The sequence below is a fragment of the Actinobacillus lignieresii genome, from assembly GCF_900444945.1.
GTDB classification, from domain to species: domain Bacteria; phylum Pseudomonadota; class Gammaproteobacteria; order Enterobacterales; family Pasteurellaceae; genus Actinobacillus; species Actinobacillus lignieresii.
This window is the reverse complement of record NZ_UFRM01000001.1, coordinates 2,104,552-2,125,737: the sequence shown is the minus strand read 5'-3', so window position 1 is coordinate 2,125,737 and position 21,186 is coordinate 2,104,552. Positions and strand designations below refer to the sequence as shown.

General features: G+C 41.7%; 21 protein-coding genes. 7 read left to right on the top strand and 14 right to left on the bottom strand.

The features are described from left to right. Positions 1 to 64: 64 nt before the first annotated feature. Genes DY200_RS10070 through DY200_RS10060 form a run of 3 tightly spaced genes read left to right on the top strand, consistent with a single transcriptional unit; the run spans position 65 to position 2,305 of the window. A complete protein-coding gene (locus DY200_RS10070) occupies positions 65 to 703 on the top strand; it encodes a nucleoside recognition domain-containing protein (RefSeq protein WP_005599691.1) in 639 nt (212 codons plus the stop codon). Further along, on the top strand, positions 700 to 1,164 hold the full coding sequence (locus DY200_RS10065) for a YjiG family protein (protein WP_005599688.1): 465 nt from the start codon (positions 700 to 702) through the stop codon (positions 1,162 to 1,164). The genes DY200_RS10070 and DY200_RS10065 overlap by 4 nt, the downstream gene beginning before the upstream one ends. 13 nt (positions 1,165 to 1,177) lie before the next feature. After that, positions 1,178 to 2,305 (top strand): M20/M25/M40 family metallo-hydrolase, encoded by a 1,128-nt coding sequence (locus DY200_RS10060; RefSeq protein ID WP_115587872.1) that lies wholly within the window; start codon positions 1,178 to 1,180, stop codon positions 2,303 to 2,305. A 51-nt stretch (positions 2,306 to 2,356) separates the two neighbouring features. Here the strand turns inward: DY200_RS10060 and DY200_RS10055 are convergent, their stop codons facing one another. The 7 genes from DY200_RS10055 to truD all read right to left on the bottom strand — a co-directional run bounded on the left by DY200_RS10055 (position 2,357) and on the right by truD (position 7,503). Beyond that, the gene (locus DY200_RS10055; RefSeq protein WP_115588000.1) at positions 2,357 to 2,920 is read right to left on the bottom strand and encodes a DNA-3-methyladenine glycosylase I; all 564 of its coding nucleotides are present in this window, start codon (positions 2,918 to 2,920) and stop codon (positions 2,357 to 2,359) included. An 88-nt stretch (positions 2,921 to 3,008) separates the two neighbouring features. Further along, complete coding sequence (gene nlpD, locus DY200_RS10050) at positions 3,009 to 4,247, bottom strand: murein hydrolase activator NlpD (protein WP_009874873.1); 1,239 nt, start codon at positions 4,245 to 4,247, stop codon at positions 3,009 to 3,011. A gap of 33 nt (positions 4,248 to 4,280) precedes the next feature. Continuing rightward, the gene (locus tag DY200_RS10045) at positions 4,281 to 4,478 is read right to left on the bottom strand and encodes a hypothetical protein (protein ID WP_005602818.1); all 198 of its coding nucleotides are present in this window, start codon (positions 4,476 to 4,478) and stop codon (positions 4,281 to 4,283) included. 85 nt (positions 4,479 to 4,563) lie between these two features. Continuing rightward, entirely contained in the window at positions 4,564 to 5,136 is a 573-nt protein-coding gene (locus tag DY200_RS10040) for a LysM peptidoglycan-binding domain-containing protein (protein WP_115587871.1), read from the bottom strand. Positions 5,137 to 5,141: 5 nt separating this feature from the next. After that, positions 5,142 to 5,726, bottom strand: a complete 585-nt coding sequence (locus DY200_RS10035) for a YqaA family protein (RefSeq protein ID WP_115587870.1) — start codon at positions 5,724 to 5,726, stop codon at positions 5,142 to 5,144. Then, positions 5,726 to 6,490, bottom strand: a complete 765-nt coding sequence (gene surE, locus DY200_RS10030) for a 5'/3'-nucleotidase SurE (protein WP_115587869.1) — start codon at positions 6,488 to 6,490, stop codon at positions 5,726 to 5,728. The genes DY200_RS10035 and surE overlap by 1 nt, the downstream gene beginning before the upstream one ends. Next, complete coding sequence (gene truD, locus DY200_RS10025) at positions 6,490 to 7,503, bottom strand: tRNA pseudouridine(13) synthase TruD (protein ID WP_115587868.1); 1,014 nt, start codon at positions 7,501 to 7,503, stop codon at positions 6,490 to 6,492. The genes surE and truD overlap by 1 nt, the downstream gene beginning before the upstream one ends. Before the next feature lie 273 nt (positions 7,504 to 7,776). Between truD and tpiA the strand changes: the two genes are divergently transcribed. After that, complete coding sequence (gene tpiA / locus DY200_RS10020; RefSeq protein WP_005599672.1) at positions 7,777 to 8,547, top strand: triose-phosphate isomerase; 771 nt, start codon at positions 7,777 to 7,779, stop codon at positions 8,545 to 8,547. Positions 8,548 to 8,650: 103 nt separating this feature from the next. Here tpiA and DY200_RS10015 read toward each other — a convergent pair whose 3' ends face one another. From DY200_RS10015 to DY200_RS09985, 7 genes are all read right to left on the bottom strand, one after another. Next, positions 8,651 to 8,935: a peptidylprolyl isomerase gene (locus tag DY200_RS10015; RefSeq protein WP_115587867.1), complete on the bottom strand. Its 285-nt coding sequence runs from the start codon at positions 8,933 to 8,935 to the stop codon at positions 8,651 to 8,653. Between the two features lies 1 nt (position 8,936). Then, on the bottom strand, positions 8,937 to 10,172 hold the full coding sequence (pgaC, locus tag DY200_RS10010) for a poly-beta-1,6-N-acetyl-D-glucosamine synthase (protein WP_005606020.1): 1,236 nt from the start codon (positions 10,170 to 10,172) through the stop codon (positions 8,937 to 8,939). Positions 10,173 to 10,180: 8 nt separating this feature from the next. After that, positions 10,181 to 11,953 (bottom strand): poly-beta-1,6-N-acetyl-D-glucosamine N-deacetylase PgaB, encoded by a 1,773-nt coding sequence (gene pgaB, locus DY200_RS10005; RefSeq protein ID WP_115587866.1) that lies wholly within the window; start codon positions 11,951 to 11,953, stop codon positions 10,181 to 10,183. A gap of 14 nt (positions 11,954 to 11,967) precedes the next feature. Continuing rightward, positions 11,968 to 14,478, bottom strand: a complete 2,511-nt coding sequence (gene pgaA, locus DY200_RS10000) for a poly-beta-1,6 N-acetyl-D-glucosamine export porin PgaA (protein WP_218565495.1) — start codon at positions 14,476 to 14,478, stop codon at positions 11,968 to 11,970. Positions 14,479 to 15,223: 745 nt separating this feature from the next. Further along, positions 15,224 to 17,191 (bottom strand): site-specific recombinase, encoded by a 1,968-nt coding sequence (locus DY200_RS09995; RefSeq protein ID WP_115587864.1) that lies wholly within the window; start codon positions 17,189 to 17,191, stop codon positions 15,224 to 15,226. Between the two features lie 124 nt (positions 17,192 to 17,315). Next, on the bottom strand, positions 17,316 to 18,125 hold the full coding sequence (locus DY200_RS09990; RefSeq protein ID WP_115587863.1) for a D-hexose-6-phosphate mutarotase: 810 nt from the start codon (positions 18,123 to 18,125) through the stop codon (positions 17,316 to 17,318). 74 nt (positions 18,126 to 18,199) lie between these two features. Next, a complete protein-coding gene (locus tag DY200_RS09985; protein ID WP_115587862.1) occupies positions 18,200 to 18,949 on the bottom strand; it encodes an MlaA family lipoprotein in 750 nt (249 codons plus the stop codon). Between the two features lie 169 nt (positions 18,950 to 19,118). Here DY200_RS09985 and metJ point away from each other — a divergent pair, with 169 nt between their 5' ends. The 3 genes from metJ to panF are packed head-to-tail and all read left to right on the top strand — an operon-like array spanning position 19,119 to position 21,146. Further along, a complete protein-coding gene (gene metJ / locus DY200_RS09980) occupies positions 19,119 to 19,436 on the top strand; it encodes a met regulon transcriptional regulator MetJ (protein ID WP_005599655.1) in 318 nt (105 codons plus the stop codon). Positions 19,437 to 19,489: 53 nt separating this feature from the next. Beyond that, positions 19,490 to 19,729 (top strand): YhdT family protein, encoded by a 240-nt coding sequence (locus DY200_RS09975; protein ID WP_115587861.1) that lies wholly within the window; start codon positions 19,490 to 19,492, stop codon positions 19,727 to 19,729. Further along, the gene (gene panF / locus DY200_RS09970) at positions 19,722 to 21,146 is read left to right on the top strand and encodes a sodium/pantothenate symporter (RefSeq protein WP_115587860.1); all 1,425 of its coding nucleotides are present in this window, start codon (positions 19,722 to 19,724) and stop codon (positions 21,144 to 21,146) included. The genes DY200_RS09975 and panF overlap by 8 nt, the downstream gene beginning before the upstream one ends. Positions 21,147 to 21,186 lie beyond the last annotated feature (40 nt).

Sequence of the window (21,186 nt, the reverse complement as noted above, 5' to 3'; positions counted from 1 at the left end):
CAGTAATCTTTTATTATCTATACTATATTCTTTCCGCCTATCATAACTAGATTAAGGAGAGAGTATGAGTAATGAAGTCAGTACGAAGAAATTGATCGTTGGAACAATTTCATTGCTATGTGCCGTTATTTTCTTTGGCGGTTTTGCCAAAGATTTATGGGGTGGAATCTTTGATTACAGTAAACTGACCGGACAATTTCCCGAATGGTTAAAAACATCCGGGGGAACAAGTGCCAAAGGCGGTTTTATTTTCGCTTTAACCTTAGTGCCTAGCGTAATGTTAGCACTCGGTTTTGTTGCGGTTTTTGAACATTTCGGGGCGTTATTGGCGGCTTCTAAATGGCTTAGCCCGATTTTAAAACCGCTGATGGGTATTCCGGGCGTTTGTTCCATTTCTTTAATTGCCAGTACGCAAAGTACCGATGCCGGTAGTTCTACTACCCGTTTCTTACGCAATGAAAACCAAATCAGCCATAAAGAACTGCTTATTTTTGCCGCCTTCCAATTTAGTGCCGGCGCATTTTTAACCAATTTCCTTTCCTCTTTCGCACCGCTGTTATTAATTACCGATAAAGCCGGCAGCGTCGCACCGCTTTCGATTGCAATGTGCTTAGGCATTATTTTCCTCTTCAAGATATTCGGTGCAAATTTAATGCGTCTTTATGTTAAAAAGTTCGTAAAAGAAGATGAGGTGGGTGTATGAGTAATACCAACGATAACAAATTAGTGACCGACGTATTTATCGAAGGCGCGCGAAAAGGCTGGAATATTGCGATTACCAGTACGATTCCGAACGTATTAATGGCATTTGTGATTATTTATGTATTGAATGCTTCGGGGCTATTAAAACTACTCGGCGAATATATCGGATTTATTATGGCACCGCTCGGCTTACCCGGTGAATCCATCGCGGTATTTTTAGCGGCGTTTCTAAGCTGGGGCGGTGCTGCCGGTGTGTTAGTCGCCTTAGTACAAGAAGGTACGTTAAATGCACAACATATCGCAATCTTATTACCGGGTATGGCGTTGGTCGGTTCAACCGTTCAGTATATGGGGCGCGTATTGGGCGTATTAGGTGTTCCCGGTAAACACTATCTCGTTTTATTCGGTATCTGCATTATCAATGCTTATCTTGCTATGTTATTAATGCGATTTATCGTCTAATCAGGAGTAAATTATGCAAAGCAGTCAATTAAATGATTTTCTTCATGAGTTAAAAACGATTACCGATATTGAAAGCCCCGCATCTCATATTAGCGGTGTAAATCAAGTTGCCGACTGGTTTATTCAAAAAGCCGAAAAACTTGGACTTTCCCATAAAAAAATCCCAATGAATAGTGATAAAGTTGCCGATTGTTTACTCATTAGCAATCATCCCGATGCGGAACAATTCGATATTCTGTTTGTTGCGCATATGGATACGGTTTTCCCGGTCGGCACCGCAAACGATGTACCTTTTAGCAACGACGGCGAAAGAATTAACGCATTAGGCGTTATTGACGATAAATCCGGCGCCTTACTCAGTTTCTATGTTTTACAAGAGCTGGATTTAACTAAATATAACGTTGCGGTGTACTTAAATTCCCACGAAGAAATCGGCTCTATGTATGCCAAAGACAGTATTCGCGAATATGCTCGCAAAGCCAAATATTGTTTTGTGATGGAACCTGCGCGAGAAGACGGTTCGATGGTAGCAACCAGAAAAGGAGTCATCACCTATAAAATTGATTTTCACGGTGTCGCCGCCCATGCGGGTAATAATCCGGAAAGGGGACGTTCCGCATTAGTCGAAGCGGCTAATTTTATTGTCGAATTTTCCAAATTAAACGACTTTGAAATCGGTCATACCTTTAACTGTGTGATTAATCACGGCGGCAACGCGCATAATGTCATTGCGGATTTCGCTTCACTAACGATTGAAATGCGTTACCGCTTGCCGTCTTCCGTCGAATTTTTCGAACAACACTTAAAACGCATACTGGATAATCCGTTCGTTGCAGGAGTCACCTCTACTAAAGTATTAGTAAACAATGAAGCGCCGATGATTGATGAAGTGAATTTACCGAAAGTGAAACAAATCTTTGACGAAGTAGGACAGCAGCTTCAATACCCAATCAAATGGGTGGATGCGGGCGGTTTAAGTGACGGTAATATCGCCGCTTCGTCAGGTTGCTTGACGATTGACGGTTTAGGGCCGACCGGCGGTAATATGCATGCGAAAACCGAATATTTAGAAGTCGATTCGATTGTTCCTAAATGTAATTTGGTGGTTGCCGTCATTAAACATTTATTTAATGATCATTAATCAATAAAAAATCAGCCTACCAATTCCTCTTTTTGTAGGCTGATCCTTTTATCATTTTTTCGCACGCTTGCAACAACAATCATTCAGATGATCATCAACAAGCCCCATTGATTGCATAAACGCATAACAAGTAGTTTCGCCGACAAACACAAAACCTTTCTTTTTCAATGCCTTTGACATTGCGGTCGAAACGGCAGTTTTTGCCGGTACGACGGACAAATCCGGCACGTCGTTAATTTGCGGCTTACCGCCGACAAATGCCCAAATAAATTGGCTAAAATCTTCTCCGTTTGCTTGCATGGCAAGATATGCCTTAGCATTTTTCACAATCGCTTCCAATTTGGCTCGATGGCGAATCAAACCGGTATTTTGCATAAGTTGATCAATATCCGATTCCGTCATTTGTGCGATACGTTCCGGTTCAAATTGATAAAAGGCTTGGCGATAAGCCTCGCGCTTTTTCAATACGGTAATCCAAGAAAGCCCTGCTTGCTGCCCTTCCAAACAAATTTTTTCAAACAGCTTGCGACTGTCAAATTCAGGTTTACCCCATTCTTGATCGTGATAATTGATATAAATTTCACTCTCTCCCGCCCAACTACAACGCTTTACCATAGCCATATTCTCCAAAAACTAATGAAAAAAGACCGCTTGTGATAAAAATCATACTCACAAGCGGTCAGCTTTTAACTAAACGTTACAACTATTTTCTTGGTAAATAGCGAGTCGGATCAACCGATTTACCTTTGTAACGAATTTCAAAGTGAAGTTTGTTACTGTTCGTACCGGTACTTCCCATACGCGCAATCGTATCGCCGGCATTTACCGTGTCCTGTTCATCGACTTTGATACTGTCATTATGCGCATAAGCACTGAGGAAGTCATCATTGTGTTTAATGATAATCAAGTTACCGTAGCCTTCTAAAGCATTACCGGCATAGACCACTTTACCTGCCGCCGCCGCTTTTACGTCTTGTCCTTTGCTACCGGCAATATCGATACCTTTATTGCCGCCTTCCGCCGCAGAGAAACCGGATACTACGCGACCTGCCGTCGGCCATTGCCATTTAAAGTTAGAAGCCGGCGCACTCACGTTATTTGAAGAAGAATAATTAGGTGCGGTTGCTGTCGTAGCTCGTACCGCCGGTGTTGTCGCCGCACTTGCAACCACTGCGGTGGTCGCAGTAGATGAAGCCGTTGCAGGATTACCTACCGAAGCGCGAATACCATTGTTGGTTGCAGGTACGGAAGCCGAACCGGTGCTTGCTTTTACCGGTCCGGTAATATTACCGTCCGAAGCGTAAGTCGTACCGTTCGCTCCCTGTTGATAAGTTATTTGCGGTTCGACAGGTACGGTAACTTTTTCTTCTACCGTTACCGTTTCCGTTGCGGATTTACCGGTTTTCAGTTTCTGTCCTACGGTTAATTGATACGGCTCGCTCATATTATTCAATGCGGCAATTTCTTTTACGTCTTTACCGATAATATAAGCGATCAAGAACATGGTATCGCCTTTACGCACCGTATAAGTCGAACCGTCGTAGAAACCTTTTTGAATTTGGCTATATACCGGCGCATTGTTCGCATCGCGAGGGATCTCAAAATTCTGATTTACTTTTTTCTCAACCGTTTTGGTTTTTTTAACGATTTTCGTCGCCGTTTGCGGCTGAGCCGGCTGTTCGGTAATGACCGGATTTTTTATAACCGGTTGAGGAATGGTCGGAGTCGGAATCGATGTCGATCCCATTGTAGTCGGCATAGATGCCGGCTGAATATCGGATTGCCAGCCGTAAGTTGTCGGCGCGCTGCCGGCTACCGGCTGCATTACGCCCGGCGTTAATTCCGTACTATCCGCCGCACTTACGACGGGAGCGGGTTGATTGGAACTACAAGCGGTCAAAATTACCGCGGCTAACGGCAATAAAAAAAATGATTTCTTCATCTGTTCAATTTATCCTTTCGTATGCTAAAATGATTATTTAGTCATTGAAGCCGGCATCGGTGCGGACTCAACGTCTGACGACCAACCGTAGCTTCCTGTCGATGCGCCTGATCCGGAAACGGGTTGCATAATCCCCGGCGCCAATTCCGCATCGTCTTTCGGTGCGTTCTCACTTGCTCCGCAAGCGGTCAGGCTTATCATAAACGGCAATAATAAGAATGCCTTTTTCATATTACTTTCCTTTAAAATCTAAAAACGAATAAAACGACAGCGGCAAAGCACAACTGTCGTTAATACTAACAAAATAAACCTACCGTTATCTTACACGTAGTATTTGACCTACGTGTAATTTACTCTCTACACTGAGATTATTTAATGCCGCAATTTGTGCCGGCGTTTGACCGGTAAGATACGAAATTAAATACATTGTATCGCTTTTTCCGACCGTATAACTACTATCGGTATAACAACCTTTGGTAATTTCCGCATAAACCGGTGCGCCTAACGCATCTCTTACCACTCGGCAATTACCAATCATATTGCTACCGGCACCGCTTTCGCTTGTATAGCTCGGTGCGGATTGTACCGGAGTTTGAACCACAGGCTGTTGCGGTACGCTATTAACCGGTTGCGTATAAGCGGTTTGATTATTATAAGCGGTATTTTGCTCGATTGTCCGTGACGGAGCCGATGCCATAGACGCCGGCATTTCTACCGATTGAATCGAATCCGTCGCTTGCCAGCTCGGCAATGCGGTTGTCGATGAAATACCGTTTGAATTCACATCCGCCACTTCCGCCCCATCAGACGAAGAAGACGAACAGCCCGATAAGGCTAAAGAAACTGAAACCGCTAATGGGAATAAAATAAATGATTTCTTCATTGTCATATCCTTTATTTAAATAATTGATAAGCGATATAAGCTAAGGCTGCCGCAACAATCGTTCCCCAACCGATTAATTCGATAGAACGACGAATTTTTTCCGCATATTTTTCTCCGCCCCACGCCGACAGTTTTGCTACCAACGCAAAACGGGCAAAGCGAGAAATCGCCGCAGTAATGACGAACGGGAAAAATGCCATCTGCATTACGCCTGCACAGATTGTAAACACTTTATAAGGAATTGGCGAGAAGCCGGCTAAAAAAACGACTGCGACACCCCAAGTTTCAAACCAAGATCTCGCTTTATCGAAATTCGCTTGCATTCCCCAATCGGCAATTAATCCTTGTACCCATTCAAACGCATACAAACCGATAAAATAGCCGATAATACCGCCGAGTACCGAAGCAATCGTGGTATAAATCGCATAACGCATCGCCTTTTGCGGTTTGCCCATCGACATCGGAATCAACATCACGTCCGGTGGAATCGGAAAGAAAATCGCCTCGATAAAACTCACGAAACTCAACCAGAAATCGGCAAAACGGTGTTTAGACCATTCCATCGTTTTATCATAAATCGGACCAAATAATTTCATTAAAAAGTATCCTTAAGAGCTTGAATGGAATAGTGCGCCGTCATATCCGCCTGAATCGGCGTAACGGAGACATAATCATGTGCCAACGCATAAAAATCGGTACCTTCACTCGCATCTACCGGCACGCCGTTCGCCCCCAGCCAATAAATCGTTGCGCCGCGAGGATCTTCTCGTTTCACGATTTCCGCCGCCGGCGAACGATGCCCTAAACGGGTAATCATCACGCCTTTAACTTGTTCGTAAGGTAAATCCGGTACATTAATATTTAAAATTTGACGTGCGGGTAAAATCCCTTGTTGGACTTTCGGTAATAAATCCAATACGACTTTAGCTGCCGTTTCAAAATGATTATTACCGAATAAATGCCCTTCGGATTTTCTGCCCACTAACGAAATCGCTAAACTCGGATAAGGTAAATGACGACCTTCAAGCGCAGCGGCGACCGTTCCCGAATAAACCACATCATCACCTAAATTTGCACCGTGGTTAATCCCCGAAATAACTAAATCGAACGATTGCTCAAAAAAGCCGTTAAGGGCTAAGTGTACACAATCCGCCGGCGTACCGGCAATCACAGCATAATTAAATTCGTCAAGTTGATGTACACGAATCGGTTCCATCAAAGTTAAACAACTTGATGCGGCACTGCGATTGCGATCCGGCGCAATTACCGTCACCGAATGTCCTGCATCGCGCAACGTTTCGGCAAGTGTTTGAATGCCCTGTGCGTGATAGCCGTCATCATTACTGATTAAGATATTCATTATTCTTGTTCCGTTAATTGAATTAATTCTCGCACTAATGCGGTAGCATAGCTTCCCGAATCTAAAAAGAAACGAAGTCGTAAGCCCTCGGCTTCAAATCGCCACGAAAAATTTTGCGGTTTACACAACATCGCACGGCGTACGTTTGCCATACGTTCTTTTTTCATCAATTCGACTAACGTCGAATGTTGCGCAATTATCGCTTTTTCTTGCTCGCAAGCGGTTAATTCTAACGATTTTTCTCCGATTAACGGAGCGGTTAATAACACGTCGCCCGATGCTAAACGCTGTTGCGTTTCGGCAACTTCCTTTTCTTCCACCATAAAAAAACTGTTTGAACCGGCTAACTGCACATAATCGCCGGCTAATACGGTTTGAGTTAAATGATCGGCAATACGTTGCGAAACCACTAAGTTAAACACTTCGCTACGTGCCGCCGATAAATAAAAACTACGTTTTTTACGATCTTTAACCGCTATTTCGCCATTTGCCCAACGCAATGCTTGCGTTAAATTGTGACCGTCTCTGCCAAAACGCTGCTCGGTAAAATAATTCGGAAATCCGACCGCTTGTAAACGGTTTAAACGTTGGTTCAATTCTTCCGATTCATTCACATCGCGCAATAACAATTCAAAATGATTTCCGGCAAGGCTTCCGACACGGATCTTACGATTATGGCGAGTAACTTCCAACACCTCTACGCCCTCATATTCAAATTGCGTAAAATCAGGCGTTTCTTTGCCGGCTAAGTGCAAACAAAACCATTGTTCGGTTACCGCATGACGATCTTTAAGACCGGCGTAGCTCATATTTCGTTCGGAAATACCGGCAAATTTTGCCAGTCGTTCGCCGACAAACAATGTGTTCGCATTGGTTTTACGGATTTTTACCGCCACAAATTCGCCTTCGCCGCTAAGCGGATAACCCAATTCTTCACGTACGATAAAATCTGCAAATTCCGCCTTCAATCTGCCCGCTTGTTGCGGTTGCCCTAAGAGATAATTTAATTGCATTGAATGTCCTTGTTCAGGCATAAAAAAGTACACTAAAGTACTTTCCTGCCTATTGAATCTTATCTTGCTATTTTAACAGTTATCGCTCACTTTAAAAGCGACATCTTTTATTTTCACTGAATTTAGTTACGTTAAAGCGTGATGATTTTTCGTTATTCTGATTGTTAATTGATATAGGTCGCAATTCTTTGCGAAAAGAATCAAAAATTTTCATAAAATTTGGTATAGTTCGTATTACTTATTTTTATATTCAAACTCAATAGGAGAAATCACATGGCACGTCGTCCACTTGTAATGGGTAACTGGAAATTAAACGGTAGCAAAGCATTTACAAAAGAGTTAATCGCCGGCTTAAAAGCGGAATTGGCGGATGTTAAAGGCTGTGACGTTGCAATCGCGCCGCCGGTAATGTACTTAGCGGAAGCGGAAGCGGCATTAGCGGGTCAATCAGTCATCGCATTAGGCGCACAAAACGTAGACGTAAACGTACAAGGTGCATTTACCGGTGATATTTCAACCGAAATGTTAAAAGACTTCGGTGCAAAATATATTATTATCGGTCACTCCGAGCGTCGTACTTATCACAAAGAATGCGATACGTTCATTGCGAAAAAATTCGCTGCGTTAAAAGCGGCGGGTTTAGTACCGGTATTATGTATCGGTGAAACCGAAGCGGAAAACGAAGCGGGTCAAACCGAAGCGGTATGCGCAAAACAAATTGATGCGGTAATCGATGCGTTAGGCGTTGAAGCGTTTAACGGTGCGGTAATCGCCTACGAACCGATTTGGGCTATCGGTACCGGTAAATCCGCAACTCCTGCGCAAGCGCAAGCGGTTCACGCATTCATCCGCGGTCACATTGCAGCGAAATCACAAGCGGTTGCGGATCAAGTGATTATCCAATACGGCGGTTCGGTAAACGATGCGAATGCGGCGGAATTATTCACTCAGCCGGATATCGACGGTGCGTTAGTCGGCGGTGCGTCATTAAAAGCGCCTGCATTTGCGGTTATCGTCAAAGCGGCGGAAAAAGCGAAAGCGTAATTTGTGATATAATCTGTCATCACTAATAATAAACAAGCGGTTGAATTTACAAGATTTTTTGCAAATTCAACCGCTTTTCTATTTGATCGGTTCGTATGTCGTCTTAAGGTTTTTTATGGCGACTTTTAGCCAGATACGACCAACACACCGTCAAAAAGATCAAAGTAAACACCACGGCAAAGATAAACAGAATAACCTCTCCGATATAATAAATATCAATGACCGGTGAATCTAAAAGGCTGTTTCGATATTGCCAAATCATAAATGCCATCACTAACCAAATGCCCCAAGTCAGCAAAGTGATAAACAAGCTTTTTAAACGAATCCACCAACCGAGTTGTTTAGTTTTGTTAATAATCATTAATTTCTGTAATTGTTGCGCCGACATATTAAACTCCTCTATCAGGACTGGTCCATACCGCTAATTTGGTTTTATTTCGGAAAATCGCTTTCGGGATACCGCACAGTAAAGTAATCGTATTTAGGCTCCAATACAGCCAAGGATACCAAATACAAGAAAATGCATATTTCACTACGCCTTTTTCATAGCGATTATCGATATAAAGACTGATACTTAATTGAGTGAAAAAAGCGATAAACAGTATCGCAATGCTCGGTTTTAACTCGGCCCAATCCAACAAACCGATTTGGTTATCAAAGATCAGGTTATATATACTCAGTAAAATTGAAACTAAAAGTAACGACGCCCAAATTGCGGTCACAATATATTCGATAAACATCGGCCATAAACGGCGATTTTTCAAACGCCAAATTTGCGGAAAATATTTCATCATGGTTTCCGCACCGCCTTGCGCCCAACGAAGACGTTGTTTAAACAGACCGTTTATGGTTTCCGGCATCAATACCCAGCATAGCGCTCTCGGTTCGTAGAAAATGTCATAACCCGACGTTTGGATTTTCCAACTGACGTCAATATCTTCCGTAATCATGTTCGTACTCCAACCGCCGATCTCGAACATTATGTCTTTTCTGAATAAACAACACACGCCCGACACGGTAAAGATGGTTCCCATTAAACATTGCGCACGTTTAATTAAACCGATAATCGAGCTGAATTCGGACACTTGTAAGCGTCCTAAAATCGTGCTTCGATTACGTACTCGCGGATTACCGGTCACCGCACCGTATCGAGGATTAGATTCCAACGCCTGCACCATATAATCCAACGCCTTGTAATCCAATACCGCATCACCGTCTATGCAACCGACATACTTACCTCTTGCGATTCGCAGACCGTTATTTAACGCGCTGGCTTTACCGGAGTTCGCTTGGTGTAACGCAACGACGCGCTTATCTCTTTTCGCCCACTTATCGATAATCTCTCCGGTATGATCTTTACTGCCGTCATTAATAAAAATCAGTTCGTAATTCGGATATTTTAGATTGAGCAAATGCGGAATCGCTTCGTCTAAGTTATCCGATTCGTTATAGCAAGGCACCATTAAGCTGACTAACGGTACTTCTTCATGCTTCATTTGATCAAAATTCGGCGGTACTTTTAACTTTTCTTTAAATAAAAAATATGTAAGCCCTGCAAAAGCCCAATAAAATGCCATTACCGCCGGATAAGCAAATACAAATAAACTGAATATTTCTAGAATCATATATCCGCCTACTTCCTTGTGATATCTCTATTACTTGAAACATAAGGTTTCATTTTTTGCAGCATTTTTTCATCAAATAAATATCTATTCGGGTAATAACCGAAACTTATTATTTGATGTTTTTCTAATAATTTAATCCAGCTGATCAACTCTTCCGACGAGAGATTTTCCGATGTTTTGGGATTCACTACCGAGAAATCGAATAAAATCTGTTTCTTCTCAACATTAGAATCTTTCACTCGCTGAACGATATCGAGTAACCAATTTTTAGCTTCCCGCTTAGTCGTCACACCGCCTAACGAATAAGGGCGCACCTCAATTAAAATACCGTCGTAATTCTTACTAAACTCGACTAAATTTTGAGTAAAATTCGTATCTAACGGGTGAATATTTCTGGAAATTCTTTGCGTATATCGATTAAAGAAGAAGTAAGGTTCCGCCGCTTCCGTCCACAATTTCGTCAGCGCCATCGTTTCTTTCGAATTATCGATCCATTTATGTTTGCCGATTTTGCTGTCAAAGAATAATCCGTCCGTTTTTGAATAAAGCGATAAATCTCGGTAAAGCGATTGCATCACATTCACTTGACGTAAATTCTCAGGTAAGCTCTCGAGCGAAGCCGGCATCCACGTATAAACTTTCACCCCGGCACGCGTACGTAATTGCCAAGCCACCTGACTAAAAATATCCGCTCTTACCGGAAGATATTTATTAGGGAAATAGACCGCATCAATGATGCCGTCTTTATTGCTATCCGAATACGCTTTTAAGTACACCGCCGTTACGCCGTATTTAGCGACATTACTAATCAAGGCATCGTAATTCGCCTTAAACTTAATCGGATCCGGGCTATATACGAAGTCTAAATTAATATGTAATTTTCTCTGTGCAAAGGATTCGTTATCCGTATCCGCCACTCGATTCAAATAACGTGCCATTACGGAGAAATTAGATTCCGCATCAACGAGAAAACGTCCTACATGCGCATCGCCGACACGATTCACCTTTTCTTTCAAAGTAAAGTGATACGGCATTCCGGCTTCTTTTGCCAATTTAATTGTTGTTTCGGTAAAAGCGCCATAAGGCCAAACCATAATTTGCGGCGCTTTGCCCGTGTGTTTCTTAATAAGGCCGGAAGATATTTTCATATCATTCAGAATACGGGATTTATATTGTTCTTCCGTTTCGTATTTACCGTTTTTGTATTCCGGTGCAATCATCGCCGCCAGCTGGCTACCGCCAGGATTTGCTTTTATACCGTGGTGTAAATCATGAGTGTGCGAGGCAATTTCAACTAAACCGCTGTTTTGCATTTCATCGATTTGTTGCCAAGTCGCAAAGAATTTCTCGCGATCCAGTTTTTCATTACCGTATTGGATTTTTTGTCCCATCGGCGTGCTAATCCAACTTGAAACGGGCGCAAAGACCGCCGGATAGTTATAAGCCTTTAATAGCGGATAAATAACGCTATACATCGTTTCATAACCGTCATCGAAAGACAGTAATACCGCTTTATTCGGAAGTTTGTTTTTCCCCTTTTCAGCATCAACAATTTGTTGCCAGCTTACAATGTTATATCCTTGACTTTTAAACCAATTAAAATGCGCGATTAATTGATCGGAAGAAATCGTCTGCGAGACATATAATCTTTTATCTTTGGGCGCACTTTCATCGACAACGGAATGGTAAGCCAATACGCTATAAGTATTATTCGCCAATACGTTTATTGATAAAAAAGACAAACAAGCGATAATTATTCGACTAAATTTTTTAAATATCATTGTTATTACCTAAATTAAAAAGAATACGAAAGATTCACGTTACCGTAGTTATTAAATTCGGCCGCACCGTCATAAATATTTTTCTTACGACCGATTTCATAAGATAAATTGATTTTTTTGGTAATACGCCAGTCATGTCCGTAACTAACCGCCCATGAATGTTCGGCTTTATGATTTTGTTGCTTATATTTCCCGACCAAACCTTTTAAATGGTGGGTTAAAACCAGCCCGTGATTCATCGGTTGGCGATAACTTAAATCCGTACTGAATTCGATATTTCGACTTTTATCCGGGTTATAATACCAAGCGGACGCAATATTTTTATTACGCTGATAATCAAAACGAATACCGTTGTTCAACGCCCAACGATCGTATTGGAACGTTTGTGAAGACACCCATAAATAGAATGACTTACGTACATTATCGTCATCAAACTTCATTGCATTCACACCGGTTCCTACTTGCACAAGATCTCGATAGGTATAAGTGGTGCCGAATCCGATATCTTTGGTATAAACTTTTTGATTTATCGCTTTAATCGGGGTCGAGCTGCCGTTAATATTACCGGACAGTTCAAACTTCCAGTTTTCATTCAATACGTAACCAGAATTTACCGAAACATATCCTTTTTCATTTAATTTAATCCCCTTACCCGCTTCAAGCGTAAGGTTAAGCGGAAAGAAATTCAGATAACTACCGGCACCGATTCTACGTTGCTTAAGCAGTTCACCTTCGGTCGGTACTTTATCTTCCGAATAATGCACATAAGCGTAATGCCCTTCGGGGGTTTTTGCCGAATTTAAATAATATTCCTGACTAAGTTCATTACTCTGCTTATTACTAGGCGCCGTTTGATGAGAAATACCGAATGATGCGGTAAAACCGCCTCTTCTGACTTCATCGTATCGCTTCAAGACCGCTTCCGCCGATTCTTTTTCTTCCGCCGATTCTTTTTCTTCCGCCGTATAACTTTCGATAATTTGATAAGCCTTAGCGAAATTTCCTTGATTTAAGGCGATATTCGCACTTTGATGTTTATAGAGCGCTTGATCCTTACCTAAGAACTGGCTTGCTTTATCCGCCAAAGCGTTTGCTCGGTCATGGTTATTTCTGGACGATTCCAAATCGCTTAATGCCAACATTGTCCAAGGATCACCCGGAGTCAAATTAGTTAAACGATCTTCTAACACGGCAACCGCTTTTGATTTATTGCCTCTCCAATTATGCAAATTGACTTGGCTATAGAATGCTTGCTCATAATTAGGATTTAATAGGCGAGTTCTTCTGGTAAAATCCCAAATTTGTTTACTCTCTTTAATTTGATCTTGATATATTTGAGCCTGTTCAAAATAACCCGCATCACTTGACGCATTGATTAATTTAAATAATAAGGCCGTACTTATATGCTTATTATTCGCTTGCTCCGATTCGGCTAATTTTTGATAAATTTCCAATGCTTTAAACGGCGAACCGTCTTTTAACAGCATATCGGCATAAGCCTCTTGCACATAATTCGGCATTTCCTGATTCAAGGATTTCAGAATCTCGTAATCTTTTATTACGAGCGCCTTATTATTCATTTTATTCGCTAATATCATGCGATCTTGAACCGCTTGGCGATATAAAGGATTATCTTGTTCCAGCGAATCGATGATATTTGTCAGACGCATATATCCGGACTTTAACCCGGACATTTTTAAATTATCATCTCCTTTAATTGAAGATATTACTTGACCATGTTCCAACCAATTTAAATCTTTTTGAGAAAATAAATTCGGATAACGTTTAACTAATTCGGATTGAATGGGAAGTACATTTAATTTCGTTGCCAGACGATAAAGTTTTAAGGCAAGTTCAGGATTAGGTTCTGCTTGTAATTGTTGATGCCAACGACCTAATTTTGAAAGATTCGGTTCGGTATGATCCAGTAAATAATTAGATGCCTCTCGATAACTATTATCTGCACCGAATTTACTTTTATATTGCGTAAGATGTTTTTTCGCATCCGCATATTTACTTAGTTCAACTTCAACCAAGCCGCTTCCTAATAAACCGTTCGGATTATTAGGATATTTTTGACTTAATTTTCTATATAACTGAAGTGCTTTAGGGAAGTCTTTACTATTACGATAAGCCTTGGCTAAATTTTCCAATTCACTTTCGGAAAAATGATTAATATTACAATCTGCACAAACATTAATCGCATGCTTAAACTCGCCTTTTCGCATCATTAATGCGATTAAATCGTCTCTAACTTTTCTATCACCTGTTTTTTTATATAAATCAGATAGTTGAGAAATCGCTTGTGTTAATTGGCTGTCTCCTTGACGAGAAAAAATCACAATTTCTTCCCGCTTTATATCTATCGGCGATGCATTGGCCAAAGCAGTATTGAGGAACGTTGTAGATAATAGACAAAGCGCTAAAGAATTAAATTTTATCTCCATAAAATACATCCATAATTTAGTTAAATTTATAATAGTATTGATTATTCCGCTTATTCTCATAAGCATTCTTAATCGCATAAAGACTACTTTCTCTTATATACATTACAGAAGCATACAAACGTAACAGCTTAAATTAACGGATAAAGAGCATGGAGAGGCTGTTAGACATCCTTTTTATATTTCACCTTGAGCCATAAGCAAAAAACTAAGCATCAGAACTAACAATAGAAATTATCGAGGTTCCGCCATTTTGTATTGAACTTAATTTCAATAAATATTGTCTTAGTATTATGAATTGCTGATAGCATTAAAGAAGGGAAGATATAATCGATTTTTAGCATCGTATCTTTTACCTAAGTAAAAAAGCTAAAACCTATAACAAATCCATACTGTTATATAATCGAATTACACTATAAATATCGTCAAACAACATACCGCCACATTAACATATAACGTAGTTATAATAGCCTTCACACTTGATAAATATAAATTTACACATCTTTATTCAGATATAAAAATCCCTATTCATCACTTCCTTTGAATGAATTACTATTTAAAAGTTCCAAAAATTTTAAATAAAACAAGTCGGACGTCTTAATTAAACCTGATTTAAATTAGACTATACTCAACTGATAATTATAGAAAAGATATAATAGAACGGTTTATTTAACACAAATACGAAAAATTATTTATTTCTCAATCATAAGTTTTACTTGATATAAACTGAAATTTATTACTAAAGTTTTAAACATATTAAAAAGAGATAAAAAAAGCGGTCTCATTTGTAAAAATCTTTGCAAATTAGACCGCTTGTATCGTTTTTCTATTTATTCAACTGAACCGGCAAAAATAAACTTAACGGGCGTTTACGTATTATTTCCCATAAGCATTTTAAAATTTCCCGCCAGCTATCAATTTCGGTATTGCGTGAACGCAGTGCAATCCACAGCGTTAGAGAGAAGCTGACTATCAAATTGACCGCACCGATCATCAACACAAAGCAGATGCTTTGCAATAACACTTGCCAGCCTAACGATTCGCTCACCACCGCATAACCGACATTCGCCGAAGAAAAAGCAACGTGGCGAATATCTAACGGCAGCCCTAACCAATAACCGATCACGCCGGTAATGCCAAGCAACATACCGAAGCCTAAGTTACCGATAATCGAACCGATATTATCATGCACGTAATCGGCAAATTTCTCTCGTACGGATAACGGAAAAATCGCCTTTAACCACGGGTGCTGTCTTAACCGCATACGGGTATTTAAATAGTTGCTGCGGTTGTCAAAGTAGCCGGAAATAATCCCCGAGCAGAACAACCACAAACCGGCAATTGCCGCAAACCATAAGGTTCCTTTGGTCGGGTCAATCGAGCTTAGCTGATATTGCACCATTTCACTGTCTAATAACGCTTTTCCGGTGTGTTCGGCATAGCCGTAAGCAATTAATGCCGCTACACTCATCGACACAATCACATTCCCCAGTACCGCAATGCTTTGTGAACGCAATACGTCCACCAACAATTGCGCCAGTTTCATATTCACCGCACTGCCCTGCGGGTTTCGCTCGACCGCCTCGGCAAAACGTGCGGCAGTCATCGCCGGCTGCTTGGTTGCTACGGTAAAATGCAACATAAAGATAATGGTAAAACCGATGCCGTAGTTCAAACCTTCCGCAATACCTTTCCAGACCTTATCGTCAATTATTCCACCCAGATACACTTTAAAGAGCGCCATCAGCGCAATCAGCACGCCACCGCCGGCAGCGGAATAAAACATACTGAAATATTCTTTTTTATCACGGGTAATATAGTGTTCGCCGTGATCACTGGTGTGTTGAGTAATACTGCGAGAAAGCATTTTGACACTTTGTTTCCATAAATCGGAAATACTATGCTGCTTTGCCGAAGCTTCCGCCAACATTTTGGTAATTTGCAACACGCGCAAACGAGCGACTCGGTTGGTGGAAAATAATTCCATCAACATGGATAAACGGTCTAAGGTTTGGCTTAAACGCTCAAGTAAGTGCGCCACGCCAAGTGACGAACCGGCTATCGATCCTTTTTTCTGTAAGCGCTCCACCAATTCGCGCGATTGGTTAAACATCACCTGTAAGTGGCTATCGTCATAATATTGATTTTGACGACGAGCCGCTAACCATAAAAACACTTCTTTTTGCAATGCAACAAACGGTGAATCGGCATCTAACAGCGTTCGATCCAAACGAATTAACTCCGGTTCCAAATCCTCCGCCGCAATCCAAATCGAAAGCATTTTGATCGCAAATAACCCTTCGTGACGAATATGCTCATACAGCCAAGCTCTATCCTGCTCGCTTACACTGTGATCTAACGTATTGAGAAAATTTAACCAGCTCTTAGTCGGAATGGCATTAATCCATTCCACATCATGCCGATCGCAAAACAAGAGAATAAACACATCGCGTAAATCATTCACATCTTTAAAAGACGGGTTGAGTTTCTCATATAAGCGATTACGCATTTCTCGCCCGAAACCTTGGCGACCTAAAATGCCGCTACTGACGAGAATCGGATATAAACGTAGCTGACAAAGCCAGCGGCAAATTAGCGTAGCAACCGCTTGAGCGAGTTCCGGTTGTTGTTTAAGTAAATCGGTAAAAAATTCTAATTTTTCGACCGCTTGTTCCGGCTTGTCGGCTCTAAGCCACTGACATAATCCGTTTAACAGAGTAAAAGCGTCGTTTTGTTCGATTTGCCGGCTGACAAAGGGTAAAAGGGTCGTTTCATTCAAGTTTATTTTTGGCATATTTGATTCTATTTATTCCTATTTTTCATTAATTTTAATCATTCCGAGCTGGTTTTACGGAAAAAAGTTCAAAACAAAACGGTAAGGTTTCCCTTACCGCCAGTTAAATTATAGTCTATAGATACTAAACTAATTTAAAGATCACTTCAAAACTATCGCCCTGCTGCAATGTTCGATTGATACGGGCGGTTTCTACACATAACATCGTTTTATAGCCGGTTTCACTCATCGCACTTGTCGCTTTGTGCCACGGATTCCATAACACGACGTCGCTCGCATCAATGTGCTCAATTTGAATCGTGCGTTGATTCGCTATATCTTCAATGCGATTAATAGCCTGCTCCGCACTATAAATACAATCGACATTTTCGTTAATTTTACGCGGCGAAGGCACTTGTACAAATTGTTTGGTTAATGAATCAAAGCATTCGTGCGGTAAGCCTTTCACTTCGGTTTGCTCAATATCCGCCACATTGAAATAGCTATGCAATGCCGCCTGCGCTTCTTGCTCGGCATAGTGAGTGAAAATCAAATGACATTCTTGGCTAAACGCCATTTCAATTTTCGCTTCGATAATATTTTGTTCGTTATAGAGCGAAAATTCTAAATAAGCATATTCCTCATCCGTTTCATAATGGCTGAGTGACCACTCACGAATGCGAGCCGTGCCGTGTGACGGACTTTTTACCGAACCGAACCACGGATAGCAAATCGGCACGCCGCCGCGAATCGCATTGCCTTTTTGGAACGGCTCAATCTCCGAAAGCCATAATACGTCTTGCTTTGCTGCCGCCGGTTGCCAACTTAATAATTGTGCGCCTTGTAAGGCAACCACTGCTGATCCTAATTTGTGATCAACACGAATCACATATAATTCATGACATTTCTCGAGGCTGATACCTTGGCTGATTTGACGAATAAATTCGGTTTTCATGTTCTGCTCCTTTACCCTATCCAAAAGCAAGCGGTCAAATTTACAACTTTTTTTGCAAATTTGACCGCTTGATATTAATCAATATCTTTTAATTCTTCTTCGGAAAGCTGTTCTTGACCGCTTTCTTCCGCCGCTTTACCGTCACTCACTTTAAATTCGAGGTTTTGGAAATACGCCTCGCGGAAAGTCACATACGGATCGGCGGACTGTTGTAATAACGGGTCTTGATCAAGCAGTTTCGCTCGACTGTCCACACCTTGTACCGCAAATTTCGCCACCGTCCACGGCATAGTTAGCATTGATAGAACGGGATAGGCGGAATCCGCCGCTTTTCCGACCGCTTGTCGAGGTGTGGTCGCACCGTAACCCGGCAGCATAATATAAGCGCCGGTCGGCACACTATAACTGCCCAGCGTATGACCGAATTCACGATTACCGTTATCTAATTTTAAATCTTTCGTTTGGCTTGCCCAGTCAATTAAACCGCCTAGACCGAAAATCGAGTTAATCCAGAAACGGTTAAAATGGATCATTGCCTTTTTACCTTCGCCTTCCAACAAGCGGTTTACAAAACTTGCCGGTTCGTCAAGGTTATTCGCCACATTGGTTAAACCGGTTTTAATCGGGCTCGGTACATAATCGCGCCAGCCTTTTGCCACCGGTTTAAGCGCGTAAGTATCAATATAATCGTAATTAACTTTCCACATTGCTCGGTTAAAACCTTCCAACGGATCCTTACGTTCGCCAGAAGCCGGATCGATTGACGACGAACACGCGGTTAATAGCAGGACGCCCGCTACTAAACTGAATTGTTTTAATTTCATGCTATCTTGCCTTTTTAAAGAAATCATTGTCACATTTTAACCAACTCAGACTAAAACACAAAGAAAACCTCACTAAAATTGCAGATAGAAATCTAGACGTCTAGATTGCGAGAGTCTATCGTTTTGATTACAATACCTACAATTTTTTATATAACGCAGGATTTTAACGATGGCAGATTGGAGTGGGGAATATATTAGCCCGTATGCCGAACACGGCAAAAAAAGTGAGCAGGTAAAAAAGATCACGGTTTCGATCCCGATTAAAGTATTAGAAATTTTAACCAACGAACGCACTCGACGTCAGATCAAAAACCTGCGTCATGCGACCAATAGCGAATTACTATGCGAAGCCTTTTTGCATGCCTTTACCGGACAGCCGTTGCCGACGGATGACGATCTGATGAAAGAACGCAGCGATGAGATTCCGGAAGAGGCTAAAGCGAAAATGCGCGAATTGGGTATCGACCCTGATAACTGGCAATATTGATAATTAAAGAGCCTCATTTTTTTGAGGCTTTCTTACAATGGAAAAGGAGTCTTATGAATTATCAACAACTCGCGAAAGAAGCTCGTTGGGCGCTCTGGCTTGCTTTAGTTTATTTATTCGGTTGGATAGCTTTCGCCTATTTCTCACCGGCAGGACGAGGCATTTTCGGCTTTCCGATTTGGTTTGAACTTGCTTGCATCACTCTGCCGCTCGGTTTTACCGCCGTCGTGTATTGGACGGTCAAAAAAGTTTATCAAGACATTGATTTAAATAAGGAACATAGCAATGAATAAAGAGATGTTATTGCCGTTAATCGCTTATTTATGCTTTGTGTTCGGTGTCGCTTTTTATGCTTATCGTAAACGCCAAGGCGGTAGCTTTTTATCCGAATATTACGTAGGCAGTCGCTCAATGTCCGGTTTTGTGTTGGCGATGACCACCGCCGCGACTTATGTCGGGGCGAGTTCGTTTATCGGCGGTCCGGGCGCGGCTTATAAATACGGATTAGGCTGGGTGTTACTCGCGATGATTCAAGTACCGGCGGTATTGCTGGCGTTAGGGGCGTTGGGTAAAAAATTCGCCTTACTCGCCCGCCAATATAATGCGGTAACCATCAACGATTTATTATTGGCTCGTTATCAAAATAAATTCGTGGTGTGGATTTCCGGCTTTGCCTTGTTGCTTTCATTCTTTGCGATGATGACGGTACAGTTTATCGGTGCCGGTCGCTTACTGGAAACCACCTTAGGCGTACCGTATCAAACTGCAGTAATTATTTTTGCGGTCACGGTCGGAATTTATACTTTTATCGGCGGTTTCCGTGCGGTAGTGCTGACCGATACGATTCAAGGGTTAGTGATGCTAGTCGGTACATCGTTATTGTTGGGCGGCGTAATTTATGCCGCCGGCGGTGTAGAGAATGCGGTAAATACGTTGGAAAGCATTAATCCGCAATTAATCGAGCCGTACGGCATTGACGAACGTCCGCTGGATTTTACCTTTATGACTTCGTTCTGGGTATTGGTCTGCTTCGGTTTAATCGGTTTACCGCAACTTGCGGTACGCAGTATGGCGTATAAAGACAGCGCTTCTTTACATAAAGCGCTCGTTATCGGTACGTTAGTGGTATCGTTGCTGATGTTCGGTATGCACCTTGCCGGTGTGCTTGGACGTGCGGTCATTCCCGATTTAAAAATTCCGGATCAGGTCATCCCGACCCTAATGATTCAGGTACTACCGCCGCTGGTTGCCGGTATTTTCTTGGCGGCACCGATGGCGGCGATTATGTCGTCGATTGACTCGTTATTAATTCAATCGTCTTCCACCCTAATCAAAGATTTATATTTAGCAGTGAAGCCGGAAGCAATCAATAACGAAGCTAAGTTAAAACGCTTCTCAACCATGACCACGCTTACTTTTGCGGTGTTATTAGTGTTTGCGGCGTTAAATCCGCCGGATATGTTAATTTGGCTTAACTTACTTTCGCTCGGCGGCTTAGAAGCGACATTCTTATGGGTCATCGTATTAGGGCTTTACTGGAAAAATGCGAATGCAGCCGGTGCGATTAGCTCGATGTTGGCAGGCTTAACAAGTTATGTGATTTTCACTAGCTTTAAAATCAGTATCTTTAGTTTCCATGCAATTGTACCGTCGTTAGTGATCGGTTTAATCGCTTTCTTAATCGGCAATCGTTTCGGTAAAAAATCGTAATCAGTAACAGTGATTCTTAACCAACCGAATCGTAAAAAGG